This window comes from Pseudomonas sp. (assembly GCF_050739655.1).
GTDB lineage: Bacteria > Pseudomonadota > Gammaproteobacteria > Pseudomonadales > Pseudomonadaceae > Aquipseudomonas.
Map to the genome: position 1 here is coordinate 1 of NZ_JBOIBY010000414.1, position 1,506 is coordinate 1,506.

1 protein-coding gene is annotated in these 1,506 nt (G+C 59.6%); it reads right to left on the reverse strand.

Annotation, left to right across the window (positions count from 1 at the left end):
- Positions 1–1,506, reverse strand: a 1,506-nt coding sequence (locus ACRESJ_RS20280) for a transketolase-like TK C-terminal-containing protein (RefSeq protein ID WP_431759484.1), incomplete at both ends; no start/stop codon positions are given.

Below are 1,506 nucleotides of genomic sequence, written 5' to 3' on the forward strand. Positions count from 1 at the left end.
CGAAGAAATGACGCAGTTTCTTGCGGCTGTCGCTGCGGCCGAAACCGTCGGTGCCCAGGACTTTGAATTCCTTGGACGGTACCCACTGACGGATCTGCTCGGCGAACAGTTTCATGTAGTCGGTAGAGGCGATGACCGGACCTTTACGGCCGTTCAGGCACTCTTCCACATAGCTCAGCTTAGGCTTCTGGCCTGGGTGCAGACGGTTGGTGCGCTCGACGGCCAGGCCATCGCGACGCAGTTCGTTGAAGCTGGTAACGCTCCATACGTCAGCGCCAACGTTGAACTGCTCGCGCAGGATCTTCGCCGCTTCACGGACTTCACGCAGGATGGTGCCGGAGCCCATCAGCTGAACGTGGTGCGCCGCTTCGCGAGTGTCTTCTTCAAGCAGGTACATGCCCTTCTTGATGCCTTCCTCGGCACCGGCCGGCATGGCTGGTTGCTGGTAGGACTCGTTCATCACGGTGATGTAGTAGAAGACGTCCTGTTGCTCTTCGGTCATCTTCTTCATGCCGTCCTGAATGATCACCGCCAGCTCGTAGCCGTAGGTTGGATCGTAGGTGCGGCAGTTCGGGATGGTCGCGGCCAGCAGGTGGCTGTGACCGTCTTCGTGTTGCAGGCCTTCACCGTTCAGGGTGGTACGGCCGGCGGTGCCGCCGATCAGGAAGCCACGGGTGCGGCTGTCGCCAGCGGCCCAGGCCAGGTCGCCGATACGCTGGAAGCCGAACATCGAGTAGAAGATGTAGAACGGCAGCATCGGCTGGTTGTGGCTGGAGTACGAAGTACCGGCAGCGATGAAGGAGCTCATGGCGCCCGCTTCGTTGATGCCTTCTTCGAGGATCTGGCCTTTCTGGTCTTCCTTGTAGAACATCACCTGGTCTTTATCGACTGGCTCGTAGAGCTGGCCGACGGACGAGTAGATGCCCAATTGACGGAACATGCCTTCCATACCGAAGGTACGGGCTTCGTCCGGGATGATCGGAACGATGCGTGGGCCGATTTCCTTGTCCTTGACCAGTTGCGCGAGGATCCGCACGAACGCCATGGTGGTGGAAATTTCGCGGTCGCCCGAGCCGTCGAGGATGGCCTTGAGGGTCTCCAGCGGAGGCGTCGGGATGTTGAAACTTTGTGCGCGGCGCTGAGGCACGAAGCCGCCCAGTGCGGTGCGACGCTCGCTCAGGTAGCGGGCTTCGGCGCTGCCTTCTTCAGGTTTGAAGAACGGCAGGTTTTCCAGTTCTTCGTCCTTGACCGGGATGTCGAAACGATCACGGAACAACTTCAGGCTGTCGACGTCGACTTTCTTGGTGTTGTGCGCAGTGTTTTTCGCTTCGCCGGCACCGGTGCCATAACCCTTGATGGTCTTGGCCAGGATGACGGTTGGTTGTTCTTTGTGGTTGACCGCTTCGTGGTACGCCGCGTAGACCTTGTACGGGTCGTGGCCGCCACGGTTGAGTTTCCAGATCTCGTCGTCGGACAGGTCTGCAACCATCGCCTTGAGTTCAGGCG